The sequence below is a fragment of the Bradyrhizobium liaoningense genome, from assembly GCF_018130785.1.
Taxonomy (GTDB): Bacteria; Pseudomonadota; Alphaproteobacteria; order Rhizobiales; family Xanthobacteraceae; genus Bradyrhizobium; species Bradyrhizobium liaoningense_A.
Genome location: NZ_JAFCJT010000006.1, coordinates 256,074 through 277,842 on the forward strand (window position 1 = coordinate 256,074; position 21,769 = coordinate 277,842).

The 21,769-nt window shown below is 64.1% G+C and carries 31 protein-coding genes; 11 read left to right on the forward strand and 20 right to left on the reverse strand.

Annotated features, from left to right (window positions below; all coding sequences use genetic code 11):
* Window positions 1–37: 37 nt before the first annotated feature.
* On the reverse strand, window positions 38–364 hold the full coding sequence (locus tag JQ627_RS17095; protein WP_212485384.1) for a hypothetical protein: 327 nt from the start codon (window positions 362–364) through the stop codon (window positions 38–40).
* Window positions 365–498: 134 nt separating this feature from the next.
* Here JQ627_RS17095 and JQ627_RS39050 point away from each other — a divergent pair, with 134 nt between their 5' ends.
* From JQ627_RS39050 to bfr, 3 genes are all read left to right on the forward strand, one after another.
* Window positions 499–798, forward strand: coding sequence for a hypothetical protein (locus JQ627_RS39050; RefSeq protein WP_249143134.1), 300 nt, complete (start codon window positions 499–501; stop codon window positions 796–798).
* Between the two features lie 161 nt (window positions 799–959).
* Complete coding sequence (locus JQ627_RS17100; protein ID WP_212485324.1) at window positions 960–1,232, forward strand: bacterioferritin-associated ferredoxin; 273 nt, start codon at window positions 960–962, stop codon at window positions 1,230–1,232.
* A gap of 132 nt (window positions 1,233–1,364) precedes the next feature.
* Complete coding sequence (bfr, locus tag JQ627_RS17105; protein WP_027529403.1) at window positions 1,365–1,853, forward strand: bacterioferritin; 489 nt, start codon at window positions 1,365–1,367, stop codon at window positions 1,851–1,853.
* Window positions 1,854–2,036: 183 nt separating this feature from the next.
* Here bfr and JQ627_RS17110 read toward each other — a convergent pair whose 3' ends face one another.
* The gene (locus tag JQ627_RS17110) at window positions 2,037–2,639 is read right to left on the reverse strand and encodes a pyridoxamine 5'-phosphate oxidase family protein (RefSeq protein WP_212485325.1); all 603 of its coding nucleotides are present in this window, start codon (window positions 2,637–2,639) and stop codon (window positions 2,037–2,039) included.
* A gap of 202 nt (window positions 2,640–2,841) precedes the next feature.
* On the opposite strand from JQ627_RS17110, the gene JQ627_RS17115 reads away from it, so the two are divergent.
* Together JQ627_RS17115 and JQ627_RS17120 are read left to right on the forward strand one after the other, a co-directional pair.
* The gene (locus JQ627_RS17115) at window positions 2,842–4,266 is read left to right on the forward strand and encodes a S8 family serine peptidase (protein ID WP_212485326.1); all 1,425 of its coding nucleotides are present in this window, start codon (window positions 2,842–2,844) and stop codon (window positions 4,264–4,266) included.
* Window positions 4,267–4,311: 45 nt separating this feature from the next.
* On the forward strand, window positions 4,312–4,554 hold the full coding sequence (locus tag JQ627_RS17120) for a hypothetical protein (RefSeq protein WP_212485327.1): 243 nt from the start codon (window positions 4,312–4,314) through the stop codon (window positions 4,552–4,554).
* A 5-nt stretch (window positions 4,555–4,559) separates the two neighbouring features.
* Here JQ627_RS17120 and JQ627_RS17125 read toward each other — a convergent pair whose 3' ends face one another.
* The 3 genes from JQ627_RS17125 to JQ627_RS17135 all read right to left on the reverse strand — a co-directional run bounded on the left by JQ627_RS17125 (window position 4,560) and on the right by JQ627_RS17135 (window position 6,500).
* Window positions 4,560–4,913: a hypothetical protein gene (locus JQ627_RS17125; protein WP_212485328.1), complete on the reverse strand. Its 354-nt coding sequence runs from the start codon at window positions 4,911–4,913 to the stop codon at window positions 4,560–4,562.
* A gap of 165 nt (window positions 4,914–5,078) precedes the next feature.
* On the reverse strand, window positions 5,079–5,420 hold the full coding sequence (locus JQ627_RS17130; RefSeq protein ID WP_212485329.1) for an MmcQ/YjbR family DNA-binding protein: 342 nt from the start codon (window positions 5,418–5,420) through the stop codon (window positions 5,079–5,081).
* An 18-nt stretch (window positions 5,421–5,438) separates the two neighbouring features.
* Entirely contained in the window at window positions 5,439–6,500 is a 1,062-nt protein-coding gene (locus JQ627_RS17135; RefSeq protein WP_212485330.1) for an alpha/beta fold hydrolase, read from the reverse strand.
* Window positions 6,501–6,743: 243 nt separating this feature from the next.
* Between JQ627_RS17135 and JQ627_RS17140 the strand changes: the two genes are divergently transcribed.
* Window positions 6,744–7,010 carry a DUF2277 domain-containing protein gene (locus JQ627_RS17140; protein ID WP_212485331.1) on the forward strand — a complete coding sequence of 89 codons (267 nt, stop codon included), beginning with the start codon at window positions 6,744–6,746 and terminating at the stop codon, window positions 7,008–7,010.
* 97 nt (window positions 7,011–7,107) lie between these two features.
* On the forward strand, window positions 7,108–7,326 hold the full coding sequence (locus JQ627_RS17145) for a hypothetical protein (protein ID WP_212485332.1): 219 nt from the start codon (window positions 7,108–7,110) through the stop codon (window positions 7,324–7,326).
* Window positions 7,327–7,337: 11 nt separating this feature from the next.
* Here JQ627_RS17145 and JQ627_RS17150 read toward each other — a convergent pair whose 3' ends face one another.
* The 3 genes from JQ627_RS17150 to JQ627_RS17160 form a co-directional block, all read right to left on the reverse strand.
* Window positions 7,338–7,850 carry a collagen-like protein gene (locus JQ627_RS17150; protein ID WP_212485333.1) on the reverse strand — a complete coding sequence of 171 codons (513 nt, stop codon included), beginning with the start codon at window positions 7,848–7,850 and terminating at the stop codon, window positions 7,338–7,340.
* A gap of 113 nt (window positions 7,851–7,963) precedes the next feature.
* Window positions 7,964–8,212, reverse strand: coding sequence for a helix-turn-helix domain-containing protein (locus JQ627_RS17155; RefSeq protein WP_212485334.1), 249 nt, complete (start codon window positions 8,210–8,212; stop codon window positions 7,964–7,966).
* Between the two features lie 356 nt (window positions 8,213–8,568).
* Entirely contained in the window at window positions 8,569–9,336 is a 768-nt protein-coding gene (locus tag JQ627_RS17160) for an SDR family NAD(P)-dependent oxidoreductase (protein ID WP_212485335.1), read from the reverse strand.
* Between the two features lie 111 nt (window positions 9,337–9,447).
* Here JQ627_RS17160 and JQ627_RS17165 point away from each other — a divergent pair, with 111 nt between their 5' ends.
* Window positions 9,448–9,933, forward strand: coding sequence for a J domain-containing protein (locus JQ627_RS17165; protein WP_212485336.1), 486 nt, complete (start codon window positions 9,448–9,450; stop codon window positions 9,931–9,933).
* A 6-nt stretch (window positions 9,934–9,939) separates the two neighbouring features.
* Here JQ627_RS17165 and JQ627_RS17170 read toward each other — a convergent pair whose 3' ends face one another.
* From JQ627_RS17170 to JQ627_RS17185, 4 genes are all read right to left on the reverse strand, one after another.
* Window positions 9,940–10,575, reverse strand: coding sequence for a hypothetical protein (locus JQ627_RS17170; protein WP_212485337.1), 636 nt, complete (start codon window positions 10,573–10,575; stop codon window positions 9,940–9,942).
* A gap of 92 nt (window positions 10,576–10,667) precedes the next feature.
* Window positions 10,668–10,919, reverse strand: coding sequence for a hypothetical protein (locus JQ627_RS17175; RefSeq protein WP_212485338.1), 252 nt, complete (start codon window positions 10,917–10,919; stop codon window positions 10,668–10,670).
* 240 nt (window positions 10,920–11,159) lie between these two features.
* Window positions 11,160–11,420 carry a hypothetical protein gene (locus JQ627_RS17180; protein WP_212485339.1) on the reverse strand — a complete coding sequence of 87 codons (261 nt, stop codon included), beginning with the start codon at window positions 11,418–11,420 and terminating at the stop codon, window positions 11,160–11,162.
* A 152-nt stretch (window positions 11,421–11,572) separates the two neighbouring features.
* On the reverse strand, window positions 11,573–11,956 hold the full coding sequence (locus JQ627_RS17185) for a RidA family protein (protein WP_212485340.1): 384 nt from the start codon (window positions 11,954–11,956) through the stop codon (window positions 11,573–11,575).
* Between the two features lie 533 nt (window positions 11,957–12,489).
* Here JQ627_RS17185 and JQ627_RS17190 point away from each other — a divergent pair.
* Complete coding sequence (locus tag JQ627_RS17190) at window positions 12,490–12,924, forward strand: hypothetical protein (RefSeq protein ID WP_212485341.1); 435 nt, start codon at window positions 12,490–12,492, stop codon at window positions 12,922–12,924.
* A 106-nt stretch (window positions 12,925–13,030) separates the two neighbouring features.
* Here the strand turns inward: JQ627_RS17190 and JQ627_RS17195 are convergent, their stop codons facing one another.
* The 3 genes from JQ627_RS17195 to JQ627_RS17205 all read right to left on the reverse strand — a co-directional run bounded on the left by JQ627_RS17195 (window position 13,031) and on the right by JQ627_RS17205 (window position 14,977).
* Window positions 13,031–13,726: a glutathione S-transferase family protein gene (locus JQ627_RS17195; protein ID WP_212485342.1), complete on the reverse strand. Its 696-nt coding sequence runs from the start codon at window positions 13,724–13,726 to the stop codon at window positions 13,031–13,033.
* An 11-nt stretch (window positions 13,727–13,737) separates the two neighbouring features.
* Window positions 13,738–14,130: a hypothetical protein gene (locus tag JQ627_RS17200; RefSeq protein WP_212485343.1), complete on the reverse strand. Its 393-nt coding sequence runs from the start codon at window positions 14,128–14,130 to the stop codon at window positions 13,738–13,740.
* Window positions 14,131–14,323: 193 nt separating this feature from the next.
* Entirely contained in the window at window positions 14,324–14,977 is a 654-nt protein-coding gene (locus JQ627_RS17205) for a glutathione S-transferase family protein (protein WP_212485344.1), read from the reverse strand.
* Window positions 14,978–15,152: 175 nt separating this feature from the next.
* Here JQ627_RS17205 and JQ627_RS17210 point away from each other — a divergent pair, with 175 nt between their 5' ends.
* Entirely contained in the window at window positions 15,153–15,590 is a 438-nt protein-coding gene (locus JQ627_RS17210) for a VOC family protein (protein WP_212485345.1), read from the forward strand.
* 145 nt (window positions 15,591–15,735) lie between these two features.
* Here the strand turns inward: JQ627_RS17210 and JQ627_RS17215 are convergent, their stop codons facing one another.
* Window positions 15,736–16,506 carry an HNH endonuclease gene (locus tag JQ627_RS17215; RefSeq protein WP_212485346.1) on the reverse strand — a complete coding sequence of 257 codons (771 nt, stop codon included), beginning with the start codon at window positions 16,504–16,506 and terminating at the stop codon, window positions 15,736–15,738.
* A 252-nt stretch (window positions 16,507–16,758) separates the two neighbouring features.
* On the opposite strand from JQ627_RS17215, the gene JQ627_RS17220 reads away from it, so the two are divergent.
* Window positions 16,759–17,487, forward strand: coding sequence for an SDR family oxidoreductase (locus tag JQ627_RS17220; RefSeq protein WP_212485347.1), 729 nt, complete (start codon window positions 16,759–16,761; stop codon window positions 17,485–17,487).
* Window positions 17,488–17,599: 112 nt separating this feature from the next.
* On the opposite strand, the gene JQ627_RS17225 is transcribed toward JQ627_RS17220, so the two are convergent.
* From JQ627_RS17225 to JQ627_RS17240, 4 genes are all read right to left on the reverse strand, one after another.
* Window positions 17,600–18,157 carry a mismatch-specific DNA-glycosylase gene (locus JQ627_RS17225; protein WP_409363809.1) on the reverse strand — a complete coding sequence of 186 codons (558 nt, stop codon included), beginning with the start codon at window positions 18,155–18,157 and terminating at the stop codon, window positions 17,600–17,602.
* Window positions 18,158–18,328: 171 nt separating this feature from the next.
* The gene (thiC, locus tag JQ627_RS17230) at window positions 18,329–20,227 is read right to left on the reverse strand and encodes a phosphomethylpyrimidine synthase ThiC (protein ID WP_212485349.1); all 1,899 of its coding nucleotides are present in this window, start codon (window positions 20,225–20,227) and stop codon (window positions 18,329–18,331) included.
* A 162-nt stretch (window positions 20,228–20,389) separates the two neighbouring features.
* Window positions 20,390–20,998, reverse strand: coding sequence for a thiamine phosphate synthase (locus JQ627_RS17235; RefSeq protein WP_212485350.1), 609 nt, complete (start codon window positions 20,996–20,998; stop codon window positions 20,390–20,392).
* Window positions 20,985–21,767, reverse strand: coding sequence for a thiazole synthase (locus JQ627_RS17240; RefSeq protein ID WP_212485351.1), 783 nt, complete (start codon window positions 21,765–21,767; stop codon window positions 20,985–20,987). The genes JQ627_RS17235 and JQ627_RS17240 overlap by 14 nt, the downstream gene beginning before the upstream one ends.
* Window positions 21,768–21,769: the final 2 nt, after the last annotated feature.

Genomic DNA, 21,769 nt, shown 5'->3' on the forward strand with positions numbered 1-21,769 from the left:
TGAACGGCGCATCCGTCGTGAACCGGTTCAATGCGCCTCAGCCACAGACTCTGACGCGGCGGGTGCGCCAGGCGTAGCCATCCCAGAAGCGCTGCCTCTGCCAAACGCAGCCGTCACCGTAATAGTCGTCGGCGACATAGCCGGGACCCGGCGCGTAGTAGCGGGGCGGATAATAGCCGGGGCCGTACGAGTAGCCCGGACCAGGTCCGTAGTAATACGGAGAGGCCAGCGCGCCACCAACAATGGCGCCGCCGATGATCCCGGCGGCCACGCCGGCGGCGACACCGCGCTGAGCGTGGGCCGGTGTCCCGGCAATGAGGGCCAGGGTGGCGACGGCGGCGACCGTCAGGAGCGACTTCTTCATTGGCTTGACCTTTCGCATAAACACGCGGGAACTCTTTGGGGCTAAAGTTCCATACTTCGTTTGAATGATCAATGAACGGCACATTTGCGGGCAGCGACCAATTAATGGATCGCAGGTCCGTGAGGGAGACGACGATGGGCAAGGCGATGATGAATACTTTGATCGCTGCCGGGGTCGTTTTCGCGATTGGCTATGGCTGGTTCACCCATCTCCAGAGCCGGGGCCGGCGGCGCTCCCGCGCTGGTGCCGGCAGTGATGGCGGGAGTGGTGGCGACGGCTATTCAGGGACCAGCGATGGCTTCTCGCTGGGGAGCTGGTTTTCCAGCGACAGCTCGGGGAGCTCGAGCGACAGCTGTTCCAGCAGCGATAGCGGTAGCAGTGGCGGAGATTGCGGAGGTGGCGGCGATGGTGGTGGAGGCGGTGGCGGTGACTAGGTCCGCCAAAATCTTGATCCAGCACAACACCCTATTTTAGAGCCGTTCTAGGCTGTATCCGGGCCAGTTTGGAATAGCTTCAAATACCGCTTTTTCCCTTTGCATCCGGACGGCCCCTTAAATATCGATGATGGCGCATCACCGAAGGGCCTGCCGCTTCCATGATCGTTTGTTCCTGTAACGTGCTGAGCGATGACGATATCCGCGCCGCCGTCGCCGAATCCGACGACGCCGTACGTCATGCCAAGCAGGTGTATGGATGCCTCGGCTGTAGCGCGGAATGCGGCCGCTGCGCCCGCACCATCAAGACCATCATCGACGAAGCGCTTGGTCCCTGTGCCAAGTCCTGCTGCTCGGGCTGCCCGCACAGCCACACCGTGGCCGCCAATGACGAGACGGCCGCGCTCGCCCAGTTCGCCCTCGCGGCCTGCTGAAATCTTCCGCAATTTCGGCTGAGCTTTTCCCCGGCTGCGTCCCCGTAGCCGGTTGCCCTCGTCTTTAAACTGATTTAGAAGCGTTCTAAAGTCGGTTAGGGCCGATTTGGACTGCAAGAGCTGGAGTGAACCATGCAGGGCGACGCAAAAGTCATCGACTATCTCAACAAGTCACTGCGTCACGAGCTGACTGCGATCAACCAGTACTGGCTGCACTATCGTTTCCTCGACAATTGGGGCTTGCTGGACATGGCCAAGGTCTGGCGCAAGGAGTCCATCGAGGAGATGGAGCACGCCGACAAGCTCACCGCGCGCATCCTCTTCCTCGACGGTTTCCCGAACATGCAGGTGCTTGATCCCCTGCGTATCGGCCAGAACGTCAAGGAGATCATCGAATGCGATCTCGCCGCCGAGATGAGCGCGCGGGCGCTCTACCAGGAAGCGGCGACCTACTGCCACGGCGTCAAGGATTACGTCACGCGTGACCTGTTCGAGAAGCTGATGAGCGACGAGGAACACCACATCGACTTCCTCGAAACCCAGCTCGATCTGATCGGCCGCATCGGCCTTGAGCTCTACACCCAGAAGCACGTCGGCGGGCTCGAGGGCGAGGGGCATTAGGCTTCGGCTTTAGCCGCAAACTCCCATGTCGTCCCCGCGAAGGCGGGGACCCATACCGCGGAATCTGCGATCGTTGCCGGTAGCAGTACCGAACGACGAGTCTTCGCCAAACCAGTTCCTGTGGTTATGAGTCCGGATCTGCGCTTCGCTTGCCCGGGACGACACCGTGATTGTTGCGCGAGCTTACAATTGCGTCTTGTAACGCTCTTCCACGATCTCCTGGCTCTCGGGCTCGCCCAGACCGGTCTGGGCGTGGATGACCTCGCCGATGCTGGGCATCACCGAGCGCTGCACCTTCTCAGGTGACCACAGCTTCGAGCGCATCAGCGCCTTGCCGCAGTGGAAATAGACTTCGCTCACCGCGACGTTCAGCACCGCGCGCGGAGGCTTGCCGAATTCCACCATCGACGCGAGCAGGTCCGGATCGGCCGATAGCGTGCCGCGTCCGCCGACGCGCAGCGTCTCGTCGATGCCGGGGACGAAGAACAACAGGTGCACGAAGCCCGAGCCTTCGACGACGTTGCGAAAACTGTCGATCCGGTTGTTGCCGGCACGGTCGGGCATCAGCAACTGGTTGGGGCCGGCGACATGGACGAAGCCCACCCCGCCGCCGCGCGGCGATGCATCGACGCTGCCGTCGACGCCTGACGTTGCAAGCACGCAGAACGGCGACATCTCGATGAATTTCTTCGCATGCGCATCGATCGCGGGACGCGCCTTTGCGATCACGCGTGGGCTCGGCCTGGCATAGATGGCCGCGAGGTCTTCGGCGCAAAGCTCGGTCACGAAGGTCTCCCTGATTGAGGCCACAGGATAGCATTCTCCGGCTCGACCGCTATCCCCGAAATAGCATGTGCGGCCTGGCGTAGCCATGGCATGGCGCAGCGATCGGGAGCAGGCGCGATCGACAGGGGGCAGGTGGCGTAGATCTGAAAGTTCGCTTATAACGGGTGTCGTATTTTGATGCTTTTCAACGAAGGAATTTGTCATGGCCTCAACCCAGGCAATGCGGATCGCGGGCGATCGGCCGCGCCGTCGCAAGCATGTCCCGGGACAATTGATCGTTCGGTTGAAGCCGGCCGCAGCCCGGCAGATCGCGGCGACCTCGCTTCAGGCGACGACGTCCCGCGCGCTGATGGCTGCGATGCCCGATGAAGTCAGGGGGCCGATCGATTTCCTGCGCGACAATCTCGGGCTTCAGTCGATGAAGCCGCTGTTCGTGGTCGACGGCGGTGAGACACCCGCGCAGCCCCAGGCGATGGCCTTGGCCGCGGTTCATCGCTCGATCGCACGCTCCGCGACGGCGCCGCCGCGGGAGGCGTTGGCCGGATTTCAGATCGTGCAGGTGAAGGACACGAAGGTCGACGCAGGGGTCCTGAAGCGCCTGCGTGCCTCCAAGGCGGTGGATCTGGTCGAGCCCGTTCCCAACCGGTGGCTCAGTGCCGCCGCCGATCCCATGAAGATCAGGCAGTGGGGGCTTCGCGCCGTCAGATGGTTCGATAGATCGCGGCCAGGTGCGGGGCGGGTTCATGTCGCCGTGCTCGATAGCGGTGTCGACGCCTGGCATCCCGATCTCGCAGACGCCATCGAGGACTATCGGCACGACGGCAACGGAGAGCGTGATTTTCTCGGCCATGGCACACATGTCAGCGGCACGATCGCGGCCGTGGTCAATAATTCGGCCGGCATCGCCGGCGTGACCAATTGCCGGCTGCACTGCTGGAAGGTGTTCGACGATCCCAAGCGCGCAGGCGATGACGAGAACTTCAACTTCGAATTCTACAGCAAGGCGCTCGCGGCCGCGCTCGATTCCAACATCAAGGTCATCAACCTCAGCATTGGCGGGGAGGATCATTCGAAGGCGGAAGCGACGATCTTCGCCGAACTGATCGATGCCGGTGTCGTCATCTCGACCGCGATGGGTAACGAGTTCGAGGACGGCAATCCGAAGGAGTATCCGGCGGGCTACCCGGACACCATCGGAGTTGGCGCCGTCGACGAGTCTCATCGGCGCGCCTCGTTCTCCAATACGGGGAAGCACATCAAGCTGGTCGCGCCGGGCGTCAACATCCTGTCGACGGTGCCCCGGGTGAAGGCAAGCTTCGCCGACCATACGAGCTACGATTCCTGGCCCGGGACGTCGATGGCAACACCTCATGTGACGGGCGCCGCTGCACTCGTCTACATCAACAAGCCGAAATCCAGGGCGGCCGGGCTTGCGGTCGCCAAGCGCCTGATCGCGACGGCGACGAAATTGCCGGCGATGCGGGGAAGGGCTTTCACGCCGGAATACGGCGCCGGCCTGCTGGATGTTGCCGCTGCGCTCGGCCGCGTGAAAGCGGCAAGGAAATCGCGCAGGAAAGCTGCCAGGAAAACTGCAAAGGCAAAGCCCGCGAGAAAGGGACGAAAATAGCTTCTGCAACCTTGATCGGGCGCCGCGAAGGGCTAGCTTCCCAGCATGTCCGTGCAGTTCAAATTCCACGATCATGTCGATCAGCGCCGGCGGCGCAAGATCATCAAGACGCTCGGCGATGCCGGCTATGCCGCGGAAAGCCTGTTTCCGGGACAGAAGCGGCAGACCCTCGCCGCGATCTTCACCGTCGCTGCGGCCGACGCCAAATCGGTTCGCGCCGCGCTCGACGATTTCGGCGATGATATCGAATATGTCGAGGCCTCGCCCAAGCGGGACCTCAAGACCTGAGCGAGCTACACCGCGTCCGCCGGCACGAAGCAACTGATGATAATCGCGCCGCGATGGTGGACGTACCACACCACGGCCTGGCCGACCGGATTGCCGCGATCGCGGATGATGGCGCGCTCGGGAATCTCTATCCACTGTCCCTCGATCGGCACCCAGTAGGCGCCGTTGCGCACGTCGTAGTCGGTACGATGGCCGTCGGAAACGTCGCAGCAGGGCACGCCATTCGGCGCGATCACGCTCTTGAACCAGGCGCGGATGTCGGGCGGAACGTGGTCATATTGGCCGTTATCGAACGCGAACGCCGCACTCGTCAGTGCCGTCGTCGCGGCCAGCCAAACGCACAGCGCAAGCCTGTGCATGCGATCCTCCGTCGCGTCTCGATTCGTATCGTTGATGCGATTAAGCCCGAGCTGTCAGCGCATTGCATGCTCAAATAATATGCGGCGCCGGGCGCTGCATATGATGCGTTGCGGTATGAGCGGCCAGCCAGGCGCACGGCGCGAACCTGCGCGGACGATCTTTTCCTATCGCGTCTCGAGCGATGCAAGCAGCGATTTCGGCGCGACATTGCGCCATGCCATCCCGAGTGCGCTCCGCAACGCGACCTGATCGATCCTCGCCAGCTTCACATTCGTGCTGCCGCTCCTGCCCCAGGCGCCGGGGACCGGACGAAACATCTCCGGTTCCGCGTCGACGAGCACGGCCTGCTGGTCGGGAGTGAGCTTCACCATGCCCCAGTTTTCGTCGGGATAGCCCAGCGTCGCGAACACGCGCTTGCCGACGCGAAAGTCGGCATGGCCGTGATGTGCGCCCTCGATGACGCCGGGAAGCGCCAGCGCAGCCTTGCGAAAGCGAGCATTCGACATGCTGTCTTGCTGCTTGGCTCACATCGTCCGCTGCGGCGCGGTTTGCAGCAATTGCCTGATATGCTCGCTGTAGAATTTCGCGTTGCCGGTGGTGCCGTGGCCGCGCGTCTCGGGGCTTGCGGCGATCAGATACAGCTTGCCATTCTTGACCCGCTTCATCGCTGCGTCCGTGATGCCGGTCTCGGGCGGGTTGCGCTCGTCGTCGGCGGAATTGATCAGCAGCAGCGTGGCCTCGATTGTCTCCAGCTTCTCGCCGGCATTGTAGTCTTGCGAGGAGCCCCACTGGTAAAGGAAGTCGTTGGCATCGGACGTGATGGGCGTCGCCAGCCGCTCGTCGACGATCTTATCGGCCTTCGCCGCCGTCGGCGCCTGCTGCTGATAGGCGAGCGTGCCGCCGATGCTGGCGATGCCGTAGGCGGTGATGGCGTATCTCATCATGCGCGGCTGGCTGGTATAGTTGCCGCCGTTGTAGTCGGGGTCGCTGCGGATGGTGTCGAGCATGATCCGCCGCATCATCCAGTTGCGTGACGCCATCTCGGTCGGCTGCGAGGCCATCGGCACCAGCGCGTCCATCTCCTTCGGATATTTCTCGCCCCACATCCAGGTCTGCATGCCGCCCATCGAGTTGCCGATCACGAGCCGCAGATGCTTGACGCCGAGGCCTTCCTTCACGAGGCGATGCTGCGCCTCGACCATGTCGTCGTAATTGTATTTCGGGAAGCCCGTCTTCATGCCGTCCGACGGTTTTGACGATTTGCCGTGGCCGATCGCGTCGGGAAGGATGATGTAGTATTTGGACGCATCGAGCGGCTGTCCCGCGCCGAACAGCTCGCCGGCGAAGGTGGACGACAGCATGCTTGCGCCCGAGCCGCCGGTGCCGTGCAGCACCAGCACGGGCAGGCCTGAGGGCTCACCGATTGTGGTGTAATGCAGCTTCAGCTCCGGCATCGTCTCGCCGGTGTGGAACTTGAAATCCTTGGCGATCCAGTCGCCTTGCCTCGGTGCTGGATAATCGGCGGCCATAACCGGCATTGCGATGGACAGCAGGAGGGCCGCTAGCGCCGCGCAAGACGTTTTCATGTTTCTCTCCCCATGCGGCTCATGGTTGGCGGCCGCGTTGGACGCGATCTTAGCAGCTGGTCACGGCGGATCGAGACCGGACCATCATCGCCCCCCGAAAAACATTCCGCGATGGTGCGGCGCGCAAGGGGAATAATCGCGGATCAGATATGGCTGGTCCTGCCTATGACCGGCTGCTTCCCGGATGTAGGATTTCGGCCTCGCCGATCGTCCTCAGGGGAACACCGCCACGGGAGAGAGCGCATGTGCCGCAACATCAAGACGCTGTTCAACTTCGAGCCGCCGGCGACGGAGGACGAGATCCATGCCTCGGCGTTGCAGTTCGTGCGAAAACTGTCCGGTTTCAACAAGCCGTCGCAGGCCAACGAGGCGGCATTCGACCGCGCGGTGGCCGAAGTCTCGGAGGCTGCGCGAAAGCTCCTGACCTCGCTGCACACCCAAGCGCCGGCGCGTGACCGCGAGGTCGAGGCGGAGAAGGCCAAGGAGCGCTCGCGGCTGCGGTTCGGTTAGCCGGTCTCCTGTGTCCGTTCCGTGATCTGGCTCACGGCAGCGGAGGCTTCAACTTGCGATGGTATCTGCCGGGATTTTGACAGCCCGGAGCACTACCATGAGCCGCCCCCTTATTATTCCTCTCAAAGCAGGTGCCGTCGCCTTCACGGTGCTGTGGACCGCATGGATGATGTGGTGGAGCGGCTCCTACAGCAGCGTCAACCTCGTCATCCTGACGCTGCTTGGCGCGCTGGTCGGCTATCTCTGGTACCGCGCCATGCGCTGGCAGTTCGAGCGCATGGGCATGTTGCCGGGGCGTGAGGATCAGACGAAGTAGGCGTGCGCCTGCTAGTCCCTGTGGCCGTGCTTCTTCTTTTTCTTCTTCTTCTTCTTCTTCTTCCTGTGATCGTCGCCTTCGCCGTCGTCGGCCTCGTCATCGGCGATCGCCTCATCGGTCTCCTGCACGGCGGCTTCCAGCGCCTCGCGCTCGGCGGCTTCACGCTCGCGTTGGCGGCGGCGCTCGTCCCAGGCGTCGAAGAGTTGATCGAGCCACGGCAGCACCTGCTCGATCGACGGCAGCTGGCCGGGCGGTCCGGCCTCGCCGCGCGGGCCTTGCGGCCCTACCGGCCCCTGTGGCCCGGCTGCGCCCCGCGCACCGGCCTCGCCTGGCTTGCCCGGGAGGCCGGCCTTGCCTTGCGCGCCGGCCTTTCCGGCCGCCCCCGGCTTGCCTTGCTGTCCCGGCTTGCCACGCGCGCCGTCCGGGCCGCGCTTGCCCGGATGACCCTGCGGCCCCGGCCGTCCCGGCTCGCCCTGCCGCCCGCGCGGACCTTGCGGTCCCTGCCGTTTCTGTTCGTCTGCCACGCCACTGCTCCCTTGACCGGAAGCAAGCTACTTAGCGGCGTTTGACGACAGCAGCAATTCCGCCGGCGCCTTGCGCCGGGCCTGATCAACATCAATCGTCCCCAGGTCGCGCGCTAGTCGTGATACGCGGGCACATCGATGCCGGACGCTGCATAGATCCTGATCTTGTTGCGCAGGGTGCGCACCGACAGGCCGAGCACGCGCGACGCGCGCGTGCGGTTGCCGTCGCAGCGTGCGAGCGTCTGGAGCACGAGCTCGCGCTCGACCTCGTCGACGGTCGCGCCGATCAACAGCGGAACGATCTGGTTAGGGGCAAGAAATTGCGCGCCCTGCTCGGGCGCCGCGACATGAACAGTGGTCATCAACATACTCCCCGATCAACGCCCGCTTCCTTCTTTGGAAGCGATCGAGAACAAACGACCCCCAAGCCGTAGATCTACGGTGGGCGGGTTTGGTTAACGAAAGGTTAATCGCGGGCCATCGCACCAATTGACCTCGGGAATACCGCGAAGCTGCCGTGATTGGCACGAGATGCATAGTGATGCGGACGTATCTCACGCGACAAATTCGCTGTCATGCCCCGCCTTGCGCGCAATTGCGCACTGGGACGGGGCATCCAGTGTTCCGAGAGGTCAGACGCACCACGAGGTGCCGCGGAGTCATGGATCGTCCGCCTTCGGACGATGACACCTGCTCATGTGGTGAAGCCTCGCCCCTCTCACACCGTCCGATACCCGCCGTCCACCATCACGATCGTCCCCGTGACGTAGGCCGACAGATCCGACGCGAGGAAGATCGCGGGGCCCACGATGTCCTCGGGCTTGCCGGTCCGCGCCAGCGGGGTGTGGTCGACGAAGGCCTGCACCAGCGCCGGATTCGTCGCGCGCACGTTGGCGTTGATGTTGGTCTCGATGAAGCCCGGCCCGATCGCGTTGACGCGCACGCCTTCCTTGCCGAGCTCGGCCGCAAGCGCCTTGGTGAAGCCGAGCACGCCGTGCTTCGAGGTCGTATACGCCGCCGAGCTCGGCGTGCGCAGATGCACGAAGGACTGGATCGAGCCGATATTGACGATGCGGCCCTTGCTTGCGCGCAGGGGGCTAAGGAACGCCTGCGTCACGTTGAAGACGCCGTTGAGGTTGAGCGAGATGATGTCGTTCCAGTCCTTCGCCACCGTCTCCGTCTCCGCGGTGAAGGCATTCCGGCGGGTGATGCCGGCATTGTTGACCAGGATCGAGACCTGCCCGACCTTGTCGGCGATCTGCCTGGCGAGCGCAAAGCAGTCGTCACGTCTTGTCACATCGAGCGCAAAGCTCTCGGCCTTGCCGCCGGCCTTGCGGATCTCCTGCGCGGCCTCCGCGACCGTGTCGGCGTTGACGTCGAGCAGGACCACTTGCGCGCCCTCGCGGGCGTAGCCTGCCGCGATCGCCCGGCCGATGCCGGAGCCGGCGCCCGTGATGACGGCGATGTGGTTTGCGAGCAATGCCATGACAATTTCCTCCCGGATTCGTTTCGAAGTTTCATGAAAGGCTAACTCGAAATTAAGGGGTCGGAAACGGCGGCCTTGGCATACTGATCTTCATTGCTAAACGTTGCGCGCATGATGGAACGGCTTGAATCCTGGAAACTCGCTCTCGAACGCCTGCGGTCGGCGCAGTCGGCCGACTGGTCCGAGGCGGGCCGGCTCGCAGCCGAGATCGTGCGCATGAGTACGGATGCCACGCTGCGCCAGGCGGCCGAGCAGGCGCTTCCGGTGCTGCGCCAGGCCGTGGACAATGATGATCACAGCGTCACGCTGGCGGCCCAGCGCCGCGTCGGCGTGATCCTCGAGGTCGTTCACGACCTGACCGCGCCGCGCTTCGGCCGCCGCAACGCCATGCCGAAGAAGCTCTCAAGCGAGGATCGTGCGCGCAGGATGCTCGGCCTGCCGCTCGCCGTGCAGCTCACCTGCGACGACATCAACCAGGCCTATCGCCGCGCCGCCAAGGGCATGCATCCCGACCAGGGCGGCAGCACTGAGGCCTTCATCGATCTCGCCGCCGCGCGCGACATCCTCATCCATCCCGGCGCGCACAAGGATGCGTGAGAGCGCTCAGCTCTTGTTCACGCAGCTCGGATAGGGCGCGGCTTCCCCTGCTACGATCGGGCAGAGATCGATCGGGCCGAGATCGCGCAAGCGCGTCTGCCAGCGTTCGCCATTGACCGGCGGCTCGTCGCTCTCCGGCCCGCGCTCGGCCCATTGGAGGGTGTAGTAGTCGGTGGTACCCTTCAGCGTGATCAGGAGCGCGGTCTCGCTGTGGCGGGTCGGGCCGCTGTCGACGCGGCCGCAGCCGATCACGGCGACGAAACCCTCGAAGCGGCCGAAGGTCATGACCCCCAGCGGCTGCGCCGCAAAACTGTCAGGACAGGCTGATCTGAAGCCGCCGGCGATGGTGCCCGCGAATCTCTCGGGCGAGGCGCCTGGCGTCAGCGTCATGCCCTTCTCGCCTGTCACGGTGATCATCTGCGTCCAGCGCTCGGCCGTCTCGCCCTTGAGCACGGCCTCGCGGATGTAGTGGCCGCCCTTGGTGTTCTCGAACACCGCGATGAAGTCCGACGGCATCGCGAAGCTGACGAGCTGGCCGAAGATCGGCGAGATCACGCGGAAGGATTGAGGGGCCTGCGCCCGCGCCGTTGCGGCGAGCAGGAGCGACGCGGCGAGAACTGTTGCTGTCGTTGGCGGGCGCATCGCTCTGCTCCGAAGTCGCGAGATAAAAAACGAGCGGGCAAGGATGCTAGCATCGCATCCTTGCCCGACCCTTGCGTCCGCCGATCCAAATTTTACCAGGTGCAGTGGCCGTTCTTCAACGCGTGATCCTTCAGCACGAGTGCGTCGACGAAGGTCGGCACGGTCGCGCTGACGCGGGCGTAGTCGGAGGGCCATGGCGCGGTCGGGATGCTCTCGTCCCAGATCTGGCAGAAGCCGGTGTCCTGCCAGCGGATCAGGTGATAGCTGGCTTCGGCAGGGCTCGCGGCGACGAAGGCGGTGACGGCAAGGCCGGCAGCAGCGCACAGCACGGAAATACGACGCATGATCAGCTCCTCAAATGAAAGATGTGATGCGCCTCCCGACAATGATGGGGAGGTGATGGTGCGGGGCGCTTTTGGGGATGCGCCCCGGACAAGATGTGAGTAGTTCCGCCGGCTGATCAGGTTCAAAGCGTGCGGGCAGGAAATGCGCCATTTGAGCGGGAAAACCAGCGCGCGCCTGCAAAGGAAAAGGGCGGGTCGCTCGCGCGGCCCGCCCTCAAAATCAAATTCGTCGCGTGACGCTCAGAGCGTGCAGCGGCGCTCCGAGCGCAGCTTGATCTGGAGGTCCGAAGCCGCGGTGAAGGTCGGGAGCGGCTTGCTGACGACCTTGTAGGTCGACGCGCCCCACTGGAACGGCTTGTACTTCAGCTCCTCGTTCCAGACCTGGCAGATGCCGGTGTTGTCCCAGCGGATCACGTAATAGCCGACCGCCGCCGAGGCCGGCACGGCAAAGACGGAAGTGGCGATGCCGGCAGCGGCACAGAGGGCGAGAACGCGACGCATGATATCTCCTTGTGGGGACGTGTGACCCGAAAATGCGTGCGGTAAAAGCCTATCCTTTGCAAGCCGAGGGGCGGCCGTTCACGGACATGTCAGAGGGAGTCGGCCACTTGGTTTGGCCGAGTGCCCCGCAAGTCACACGCGCAAGGCGCCGCTCACTTCGCCAGCGACGCCACCGCCTCGATCTCGATCAGCATTTTCGGATCGGGCAGTGCGTGCACGACGCAGGTGGTGCGCGCCGGGTAGGGCGGCGGGCCGAACGCGCCGGCATAGAGTGCGTTCATCGCGGCGACGTCGGAGGCGCGCGTGAGCAGCACGTTGACCTTGACGAGATCGCGGACCGTTGCGCCGGCTTCGTCCAGCACGCGCCTGATGTTGACGGCGACGTTGGCGAACTGCGCATCGAAACCGTCCGGCAGCGCGCCATTGGCATCGAAGCCGGGAATGCCCGAGACGAACAGGAGATCGCCGGCACGCGTGGCAAAGGACAGCGGCGGCGCCTTGACGTGCGGCGGGGGCGCGAAATGCTGGATCGGCATGGGATCACCTCGGATGGAACGGTCGCGTGGGCCGCATGAGCGTAGCGACATGCGGGGGAGTTGCAATCGGCTTGAGGAAGGCCGGCAGAACAAAAAATGCGAAAACAACCCCATGCACAGTAGGGATCATGCCGAAATCATTGGTTTTTTTGAATTCGGGAAGGGCGAAATTACCGCTTGCTCCGTCGGGCAAAACAGGAGCAGAATGGCATGATGCGGTTGGCCTGTGCTGCGGGCCCAATCTTCGCCGTGTGTAGCTTCATGCTCCGCCTCGTGCGGGCCTCGAACTCTGCTGTCATGCCCCGGCCTGACCGGGGCATCCAGTACGCCGCGGCAGACGTGGCGAGAGTGAATTCTCCAACGGCGGCCTCTGGAATACTGGATCGCCCGGTTGAACCGGGCGATGACAGTTGTGAGCGTGGCGAAGAGCGCGTCTCACGTCATCCTCATCATGTTGCCGCCGCGATCCATCGGATAGATTCGCCTCGTCTGATTCGCTTCCCTCCTTTGGAAAACAGCCCCCGGAGACTCCCATGAAGATCGCCACCACCTTCCGCGCCGCGCTGGTCGCCATTGCCGCTCTGGCCGGCCTTTCGACCTCGGCACTGGCCGACGGCGGCACCGTGGTGCTGACGATCTACAAGGCGGGCTGGATCATCGGCGGTTCGGGCGGGAGCGGCGTGCTGAATTTCCGCGGCCGCTCCTATGGGCTCTCGACCGGCGGGCTCGACTACGGCCTCGTCTTCGGCGGCTCCAAGACCGTGCTGCGGGGCCGTGTCTCCAACATCAACCGCCCCTCCGACGTCGCCGGCGTCTATGGTGCGGCCGGAGCCGGCCTTGCCGTCGGCCGAGGCGCCCGCGCTATCGTGCTGACCAACCAGAAGGGCGCGGTGCTTGAGCTGTCGGGCTACCAGACCGGCCTGATGGCGAATGCGGATCTGAGCGGGCTCGCGATCACGATGCGGTAGAGACGCGATGTATCAATGCCGTCATTGCGAGCAAAGCGAAGCAATCCAGAATCCGTCCGCGGTAACAGTCTGGATTGCTTCGCTGCGCTCGCAATGACGGAATGGACTACTTTCCACTCACCGCCGCATGAATCCGCTGGCAATGCGCGACGAGATTTGTGTGCGCATCGACGAAAGCCTTCAGCGGCGTCGGGATCGGAAAGTAATAGATGTTGGCGATGAAGCCGTAGATACCGGCATCGACGCTGGTCGGCGCCGCGCCGTGGACGTAGCCCGCGGCGGGAACGATCTCCGCCAGCACCTGCAGATCGGCGAGGCCCCGCGCGTAAGCCTGATCGGGCGTGTAGCGGCCGATGCCCTGGTAATGATAGCGCTGCGCATTGTAGGCCTTGGCCTTCTCGAATCCGGCCGCATCGATCTGCGGATGCTGCGCGATGAAGGCGTCGCGGAACGCCGGATAGAAGCGTTCGTCCTTCCAGCGCGAATACGACATCACCCAATAGAGATCATCGAGCATGCGGGTGACGAAATGGTTGGTGCGCCGTGCGTCCTGCGACAGCGCGGCGTCGATGCTCAGGCGATATTTGGCGATCGCATGCGCAATGATGGTCTCGCTATCGCCGATGGTCTCGCCGTCGTCGACGACGTAAGGCAGCTGCCCGCGCGGCGCGGCGGAAGCATCGAACACGTGCTCGTGCACGAACGGCTGGCCCGCGAGTTTCAGGAATGCGTAGACCTTGAGGCCGTAGCCGTTGTTGTCGGCGACGCCAAACAGTTCCGGGTAGGAATAGAGGGCCAGCATGGTTGCTCCCTTCAGCGTGATGGCACCTTGGCGCGCTGCTCCGTCGTGGCCGCTTGCGCGACCCTGCTGGCGCGGATCATCAGGAACGCGCCGGAAAAGCCTGGCAGCCGCCAGCGCCCGTCGATTTCGGTCGCCTCGGCATTCACCCTGCCTTCGTAATGGACCGTGTCGAAGCCGTAGCCGGGCGGCTCGTAACGTTTGACGAACGAGACCGCGTTGCCTGAGCGCTGGCCGGCGATCGAGGCGTTGTGGGTTCGCAGCGGGCAACGCGGGTTCGAGCAGGGCTCGGTCACGCTTCCGCTGAGCGCGCCGCCGGCGTCGACCAGAGTTGCGGTGAAGGTGACCATGCCGGTGCCCGGTTGAATGTAGCTGCCATCCCAGACACCGGAGAGATCGTCGCTCATGGCGGTGCCTTCCTGGAATGATGCGGACCGGTTGATATCAGGCTCCTCCACCTCAAGTCGTATCGCCAGAGTGACGGGCTGGCAACAGTCCTTGCGCATTGTGCGCAGCGTCATTCGATCGGAGGACGCCTGGCGTCGCCCGTCGACGTACGGATTCGGACCGATGTACCGGCTTCAGTAAGTGGCGCGGCCTCTATCTGCCGGTCGATGCGGCCGTGAACACCGCCAGTTGCGCATCGAACGCCCGCCGGAACGCCGGCCGCGCTTCGCCGCGGGCGACATAGGCTGAGAGGTCGGGATATTCCTCCAGCAGGCGAGATGCGTTCAACCGGCGCAGCACCGTCACCATCATGAGATCGCCGGCGCTGAACGCGCCGTCGAGCCAATCGGCATCGCCGAGGCGACGGGACAATTCGCCGAGCCTGATACGGACGCGATCTTTCAGGACTGGCAGGCGCTCCTCGTACCAGCTCTTGTCGCGCTCGAATAGCATGGTCATCCCGAACTCGACGATCGGCGGCTCCAGCGTGTTCAGCGCTGCAAACATCCATGCGATCGCGCGGCTCCGCGCATTGGCATCTGTCGGCAGCAGCCCGGCATGATGCTCGGCGATGTGCAGCACGATTGCGCCGGACTCGAACAGCGCGAGGTCGCCGTCCTCGAAGGTCGGGATCTGCCCGAACGGATGCAGCGCACGATGCGCCGGCTCCTTCATCGCCGCGAACGACACCAGGCGAACGTCGTAAGCCAGGCCGGCTTCCTCCAGCGCCCAGCGGACCCGCATGTCGCGCGCCTGCCCGCGGCCGCGGTCGGGCGAGCTTTCGAAGGCGGTGATGGTGGGGCGCATGGGGGCTCCGGGGTGGTCAGGGTTTTGGTCAGAGGACGAATGGGTGGGGCGGTTTCCGACAGGCTACCGCGTTTTCCGGCCGGTCGAAAAAATCCTGTCCGCGCTGTCGGAACGCCGATCCCGGTCACGTCCTTGGAACACCCGCGCGCCCCGCCCGAACCGAAAGGATCCCCCCATGACCTCCATCACGCCATTCCTCTGGTTCGACAACAACGTCCCGGACGCCGTCGCATTCTACAAATCGGTGTTTCCCAACGCCAAAGTCGAGACCGTCAGCGACTTCATGGCGGTGTTCGAACTCGAAGGCCAACGCTTCCATGCGCTCAGCGGCGGGCCGCAATATCGCTTTACCGAGGCGGTCTCGTTCTTCATCAGCGTGGAGACGCAAGCCGAGGTCGACTACTTCTGGAGCCGCCTCACTGCCGACGGCGGCGAGGAATCCCGCTGCGGCTGGCTCAAGGACAAGTTTGGCCTGTCCTGGCAAGTGATCCCGTCGGCGCTCGGCCGCTACCTCGGCGATCCCGACCGGACGAAGGCGAACCGCGTCATGCAGGCGATGATGGAGATGCGGAAAATCGTCATCGCTGACCTCGACAGGGCGTATGCGGGGTGAGGGGCTGACGCTGTCGCAGGGTGGGTAAAGGCGCGCTCTTTGCGCGCCGTGCCCACCGTTCTTCCGGATTTGTGGAGAGATGGTGGGCGCGGCGCAAGAGCGCCTTTGCCCACCCTGCAGACCGGCGCTCTACCCAGCCTACGCGCTATTCGAAGCCAAAACGTCGGCGGTGCGACAAGATGTTGTCGCGAGACGGAGGAGAATACATCGGAGGCGAGATCTTCTTGCCTTTCAAGAACGAATAGGTCTCGTCAGACAGTCTCTCGCTCACGTCAACTGTCTTGCCGTCCTTGCTCAGCGATATGAGGCCCGCATCGAACATTGCATGAATATCCGCTCGGAGAAGGATGCCGTTCTCAATGCTGTTGTCGTCGACACGCGGTTCTTCACCGCCTCTGTCCCTTTCGTCGACCTTGATGTGAGCCGCATCGAGGGCTTCCGGCGTCGTGCAGCCGGTGACGGCGCATGTTTCGTTGTAGGCATCCCGGACGGACGCGCTGAAAACGGTCTGCTCGGGGCGTTTCGACATCCGGCCGAAGCGCGTTTGGCGTTCGATCTCGCCTTCGGTTCCATCGTCCACGTACTGGATGACCGGCTCCAATCTCTCATAGGGTTCGCCAGGATTAGCCCAGAGAACGTGATCGACCTGATCGCGCCCTCCATTTCTGAAGACGAGCTTGGCTCTCCCGGGCCAGATATCAGATCGCTTTGCCTCTGCCGCATCGTAGGTCAACTCGGCGTAATCGCTGGAGACGCTCAATCGACACCGGACTGAAACAACGCCAGTGCCGGGCCATCTCAGCCGATGGGAGATTTGCTCGTTCGCTCGCTCACGCGAGAAGAGCAACATGGGCAGGATATCGGTTGCGCCGCCAGCCTCCTGATTTATCCACTGGATCGTCATGAGCTTGGGCATCGGCAATTCTCCGGCAATGGATGTCTTGATGAAGGCGGTGTGGTGACGGACCTGAAACTGACGGCGTCAGAGCTAGCGCGTAGAGTGCGCAAAGGCGCCCCTTCGCGTGCCATACCCGCCGTTCCAGGGGAATTGTGGAGAGATGGTGGGCACGGCGCAAGAGCGCCTTTGTCACCCTGCGAAGCCAGCGATCCGCATCGCCAATTCGTCTTGCATCGCTATACTGCCGACCATCAGCAGGATGGTGGCCCCATGGGAAACGAATTGGAAGGCAAGTTTGCTGCCGTGACCGGGGCCGCGTCGGGCATCGGGTTGGCGAGCACTGAAGCAATGCTGGCCGCGGGCGCGCGCGTGGTGATGGTCGACCGCGACGAGGCCGCGCTGAAGGCGCTTAGCAACAAGCATGGCGACGCCGTGATTCCGCTGGTCGTCGATCTACTCGATCCAAGAGACTGCGCAACGCTGCTGCCGCGCGTCCTGGAGCAGGCAGGCCAGCTCGACATCCTGCACGCGAATGCGGGCACCTATGTCGGTGGCGATCTGGTCGATGCCGACACTATGGCGATCGACCGGATGCTGAACCTGAATGTCAACGTCGTGATGAAGAACGTGCACGACGTGCTGCCGCACATGATCGCGCGCCGGAGCGGCGACATCATCGTCACGAGTTCGCTGGCGGCGCATTTTCCGACGCCCTGGGAGCCGGTCTATGCGTCGTCGAAATGGGCGATCAACTGCTTCGTCCAGACGGTGCGGCGCCAGGTCTTCAAGCACGGCATTCGCGTCGGCTCGATCTCGCCCGGCCCGGTCGTCACCTCGCTGCTCGCGGACTGGCCGCCCGAGAAGCTGAAGGAAGCCAGGGAAACGGGCAGCCTGCTGGAGGCCAGCGAAGTGGCTGAAGTGGTGATGTTCATGCTGACCCGGCCGCGCGGCATGACCATTCGCGACGTGGTGATGATGCCGACCAATTTCGATCTTTAGGGCGCATGCTCTCGTAGGGTGCGCAAAGGCGCGCTCTTCGCGCGCCGTGCCCACCGTTCTACCGGATTTGTGGAGAGTTGGTGGGTACGGCGCAACGGCGCCTTTGCCCATCCTACGCAGCGATCCACGCCGCCAACTCGTGCCACGGCTCCAGCGTCCAATGCCCGGACGCCGCGCCGGACGGCGAGGGCAGCACGAAAATCTCCGGCAAACCTGCATCGCGCGGCTGTCGCCCCAGCGCGATCGCGCTCGACGGCCTGCCGTAAAACAAGCTCGCCGCCTTCTTGCTCGTGAACGCAATCGTCCTCGGCCGGTACTTGTCGATCTTCGCCCTGAACCCCGCCACGTCGATCGTTTCAGTCGCGATCTGGTGATCCATCCCGGCGCCCGACTTGGAGAGATCGGTAAAGCCGATCCCGAGCTCGAGCAGCGCCGCGAACTCGCCCGGCTGATAGCGCCGCGGCGTAATCCCGGCCTCATGGATCGCGCGCCAGAAGCGGTTGCCGGGATGGGCGTAGTAGTGCCCGACCTCGGCCGAGCGCGTGCTGGCGGCGGTGCCGACGAAGACGAGGCGGAGGTCGGGACTGAGCTGGTCGGGGAGGCGGTGGGGGGAGGGTGCGGGCAAATTGTTTATCCGCGGAGTTGTAGCCCGCACGAGCGTCAGCGACATGCGGGTCGGCTGTCAATCCCGGATGTCGCTTTGCTCATCCTGGCACGGTTAATGCGCTCCGCGCGCTTTCAGTCTAGCGCTCCACTCGCCGCTTAAAAATGAAGCCGAGCTCTCGCCCGGCTTCGTTTCTGATGGATGCCCGTGCAGGCCCGGGCATAAAGAGTGGAGAGATCACAACACCCGATTGCTCTCCTTCACCTTCTCCGCATCCAGATACACGCTGCTCCCCATCTCCTTGAACTTCTCGCTCATCCTGGCCATGCCGTCCTCGGCGGTGCCGCTCAAGGACATGCCGATCGAGTTCGGATCATTCAGCGTCGCCGCGTAATCGCGCACGTCCTGCGTGATCTTCATCGAGCAGAACTTCGGTCCGCACATCGAGCAGAAATGCGCGACCTTGTGGGCTTCCTTCGGCAGGGTCTCGTCGTGGAAGTTCTTGGCCGTGTCGGGGTCGAGGCCGAGGTTGAACTGGTCGCTCCAGCGGAAGTCGAAACGGGCGCGGGAGAGCGCGTCGTCGCGGAGCTGGGCGGCTGGGTGGCCCTTGGCGAGATCGCTCGCATGCGCGGCGATCTTGTAGGTGATGACGCCCACCTTGACGTCGTTACGATCAGGCAGGCCGAGATGCTCCTTCGGCGTGACGTAGCAGAGCATGGCGCAGCCGAACCAGCCGATCATGGCCGCACCGATGCCCGAGGTGATGTGGTCATAGCCCGGCGCGATGTCGGTGGTCAGCGGTCCAAGCGTGTAGAACGGCGCCTCGCCGCATTCCTTGAGCTGCTTGTCCATGTTGATCTTGATCTTGTGCATCGGCACGTGGCCGGGGCCCTCGATCATGACCTGGCAGCCCTTGTCCCACGCGATCTTGGTCAGTTCGCCGAGCGTTTCGAGCTCGGCAAACTGCGCGCGGTCGTTCGCGTCCGCGATCGAGCCCGGGCGCAGGCCGTCGCCGAGCGAGAACGAGACGTCGTACTTGCGCATGAGATCGCAGATCTCGTCGAAATGGGTGTAGAGGAAGCTTTCCTTGTGATGCGCCAGGCACCACTTCGCCATGATCGAGCCGCCGCGCGACACGATGCCGGTGACGCGGTTGGCGGTGAGGTGAATGTAGGACAGGCGCACGCCGGCGTGGATCGTGAAGTAATCGACGCCCTGCTCGCACTGCTCGATCAGCGTGTCCTTGTAGAGCTCCCAGGTCAGCTTCACGGGATCGCCGTTGCACTTTTCCAGCGCCTGGTAGATCGGCACGGTGCCGATCGGCACCGGCGAATTGCGCAGGATCCACTCACGCGTGGTGTGGATGTTGCGGCCCGTCGAGAGGTCCATCACGGTGTCGGCGCCCCAGCGGATCGCCCACACCATCTTCTCGACCTCTTCCTCGACCGACGAGGTCACCGCCGAGTTGCCGATATTGGCGTTGATCTTGGTGAGGAAGTTGCGGCCGATGATCATCGGCTCGAGCTCGGAGTGGTTGATGTTGGAGGGGATGATGGCGCGGCCGCGCGCGATCTCGTCGCGCACGAACTCCGGCGTGATGAAGGCGGGCACCGAAGCGCCGAAGCTCTCGCCATCGGCGAGCGCTGCCTCTGCGCGCTCAAGCTGCTGCTTGCGGCCGAGGTTTTCGCGGGCGGCGACGTAGATCATCTCCTTGGTGATGATGCCGGCGCGGGCGAATTCGAGCTGGGTGATCTTGTGGCCGTCGAGGCCGCGCAGCGGCTTGTGATAGGCCGAGAAGGCGCGCGCGGCCTTGTCGGTGGAAACGCTGCCATTGTCCTCCGGCTTGATCTGGCGGCCGTCATATTCCTCGACGCCGCCGCGCTCCAGCACCCAGGCCTTGCGATCGCGGGCGAGGCCGGCATTGACGTCGATCGTCACGGACGGGTCGGTGTAGGGGCCCGAGGTGTCGTAGACCGGCAGGTTCGGTTCGCCGGCGCCCTCGGAGAGGATGATCTCGCGCAAGGGCACGCGCAGATCGGGCGCGGCGTCGGGCGAGGCGAAGATCTTTCGCGAGGAGGCCAGCGGGCCGGTGGTGACGGCGGGGACGGTCTTGTCGGGGTTGGAGCGGATGTTCATGGGATCCTCCGGTTTAATTCGTGTGCATGCTGTTGCTCTCGTCATCCTGAGGTGCGCGCGCTTGGGCGTCTCGAAGGATGGACGAGCCGGGCCGTCGCCCTTCGAGGGCCGCTTGCGCGGCCACCTCAGGGTGACGGAGTGGGGAGAGGGGGAGGTGCATCGTCACGCCGCCTCCTTCGACTGGCCGAGCCACTGCCGCACCCGCGCATCCGGGTCGGCATTTTGGGTGACGTCGCTGACGACGGCGATGGAATCCGCGCCGGCGGCAAAGATCTCCGCCGCGTGCTCGAACTTGATGCCGCCGATCGCGACCAGCGGGATGGGACCGATGCGCTTCTTCCATTCCGTGATCTTTGGAATGCCCTGCGGTTCGAAGCGCATCGATTTGAGCGTGGTGAAGAAGATCGGGCCCAGCGCGACGTAGTCGGGCTTCGCCGCGAGCGCCGTCTCAAGCTCCGCGTCGTCATGGGTGGAGACGCCGAGCGACAGGCCGGCCTCGCGGATGGCCTTGAGGTCGGCGTCCGCCAGATCCTCCTGGCCGAGATGCAGATACTTTGCGCCGGCCACGACCGCCGCGCGCCAGTAATCGTTCACGACCAGCTTGGCCTGCGTGCCCTCGGTGATCGAGAGCGCGTCGGCGACGATCTGGAGCGCGTCGGCGTCGTTGAGATCTTTCGCGCGCAGCTGGATGGTGCCGACGCCGAGTTTTGTCAGCCGCTCGACCCATTTGAGGCTGTCGACGACGGGGTAGAAGCGATCAGGATACGGCATGCCAGAACGGGGTCCCAACGACAGGGGTGGAGGGGGAGGCGAAATCGCGGGCATTCATCAGCCCGGCTTCATAAGCGGTGCGGCCGGCGTCGACGCCGAGCCGGAAGGCATTCGCCATCGCGACGGGATCGGCGGCCTTTGCGATCGCGGTGTTGAGCAGCACGGCGTCGTAGCCGAGCTCGAGCGCCTCGGCGGCATGCGACGGCGCGCCGATGCCGGCATCGACGACCAGCGTGATGTCGGGCAGCCGCTCGCGCAGCAGTTTCAGCGCGTCGCGGTTGGTGATGCCCTTCGCGCTCCCGATCGGCGCGGCCCACGGCATCACCACCTTGCAGCCGGCATCGACCAGGCGGTTCGCGACCGAGAGATCCTCGGTGCAATAGGGGAACACCTCAAAGCCGTCCTTGATCAGGATGGCCGCAGCTTCGACCAGGCCGACGACGTCGGGCTGGAGCGTATCGTTGTCGGCGATCACTTCCAGCTTGATCCAGTTGGTGCCAAACAATTCGCGCGCGAGTTTTGCCGTGGTCACGGCTTCGCGCACGCTGCGGCAGCCGGCGGTGTTCGGCAGCACGCTGACGTCGAGCTCGCGGATCAGCTGCCAGAACGCGTCCCCGGTCTTGCCGCCGGCGGCCTCGCGCCGCAGCGACACCGTGACGATGTTCGAGCCCGAGGCACGGATCGCTCCTTGCATGATCGCAGGCGAAGGATAGAGCGCGCTGCCGATCAGCAGGCGGGAGGCGAAGGTTTTGCCGTAGAAGGTCACCATGT